We start from the raw sequence: 272 nt of genomic DNA, 5'->3' as shown, positions 1-272 counted from the left end.
AGCAGTCATCACCACAGGAATAAGAACCAGCACCAGACCAATAGTGGTTAAACGGCTTACCCAGGTACCGCCGAGCATATTTACAAAGGTAAATACCCAGACGATAGCAATACAGGCGATACCCGCCGGAACAGGATCATTTAATACTGGGAAGAAGGTGGAAAGATAAGATACAGCGGTAATACCAATCGCCAGGTTACCAATCCAGTTAGCATGGTAATAAAGAACACCTGTCTGAAAACCAAATGCAGGGGAAATTTCTCCGGCATAAG

The 272-nt window shown here is 45.2% G+C and carries 1 protein-coding gene; it reads right to left on the bottom strand.

The features are described from left to right. On the bottom strand, positions 1–272 hold a 272-nt coding region (locus R0J87_RS20495; protein WP_498888557.1), incomplete at both ends, for a hypothetical protein.

Source organism: Halomonas sp. SIMBA_159 (assembly GCF_046536035.1).
GTDB lineage: Bacteria > Pseudomonadota > Gammaproteobacteria > Pseudomonadales > Halomonadaceae > Vreelandella > Vreelandella venusta_A.
The sequence above is the reverse complement of the archived record's forward strand: the minus strand, read 5'-3'. Positions and strand labels throughout refer to the sequence as shown.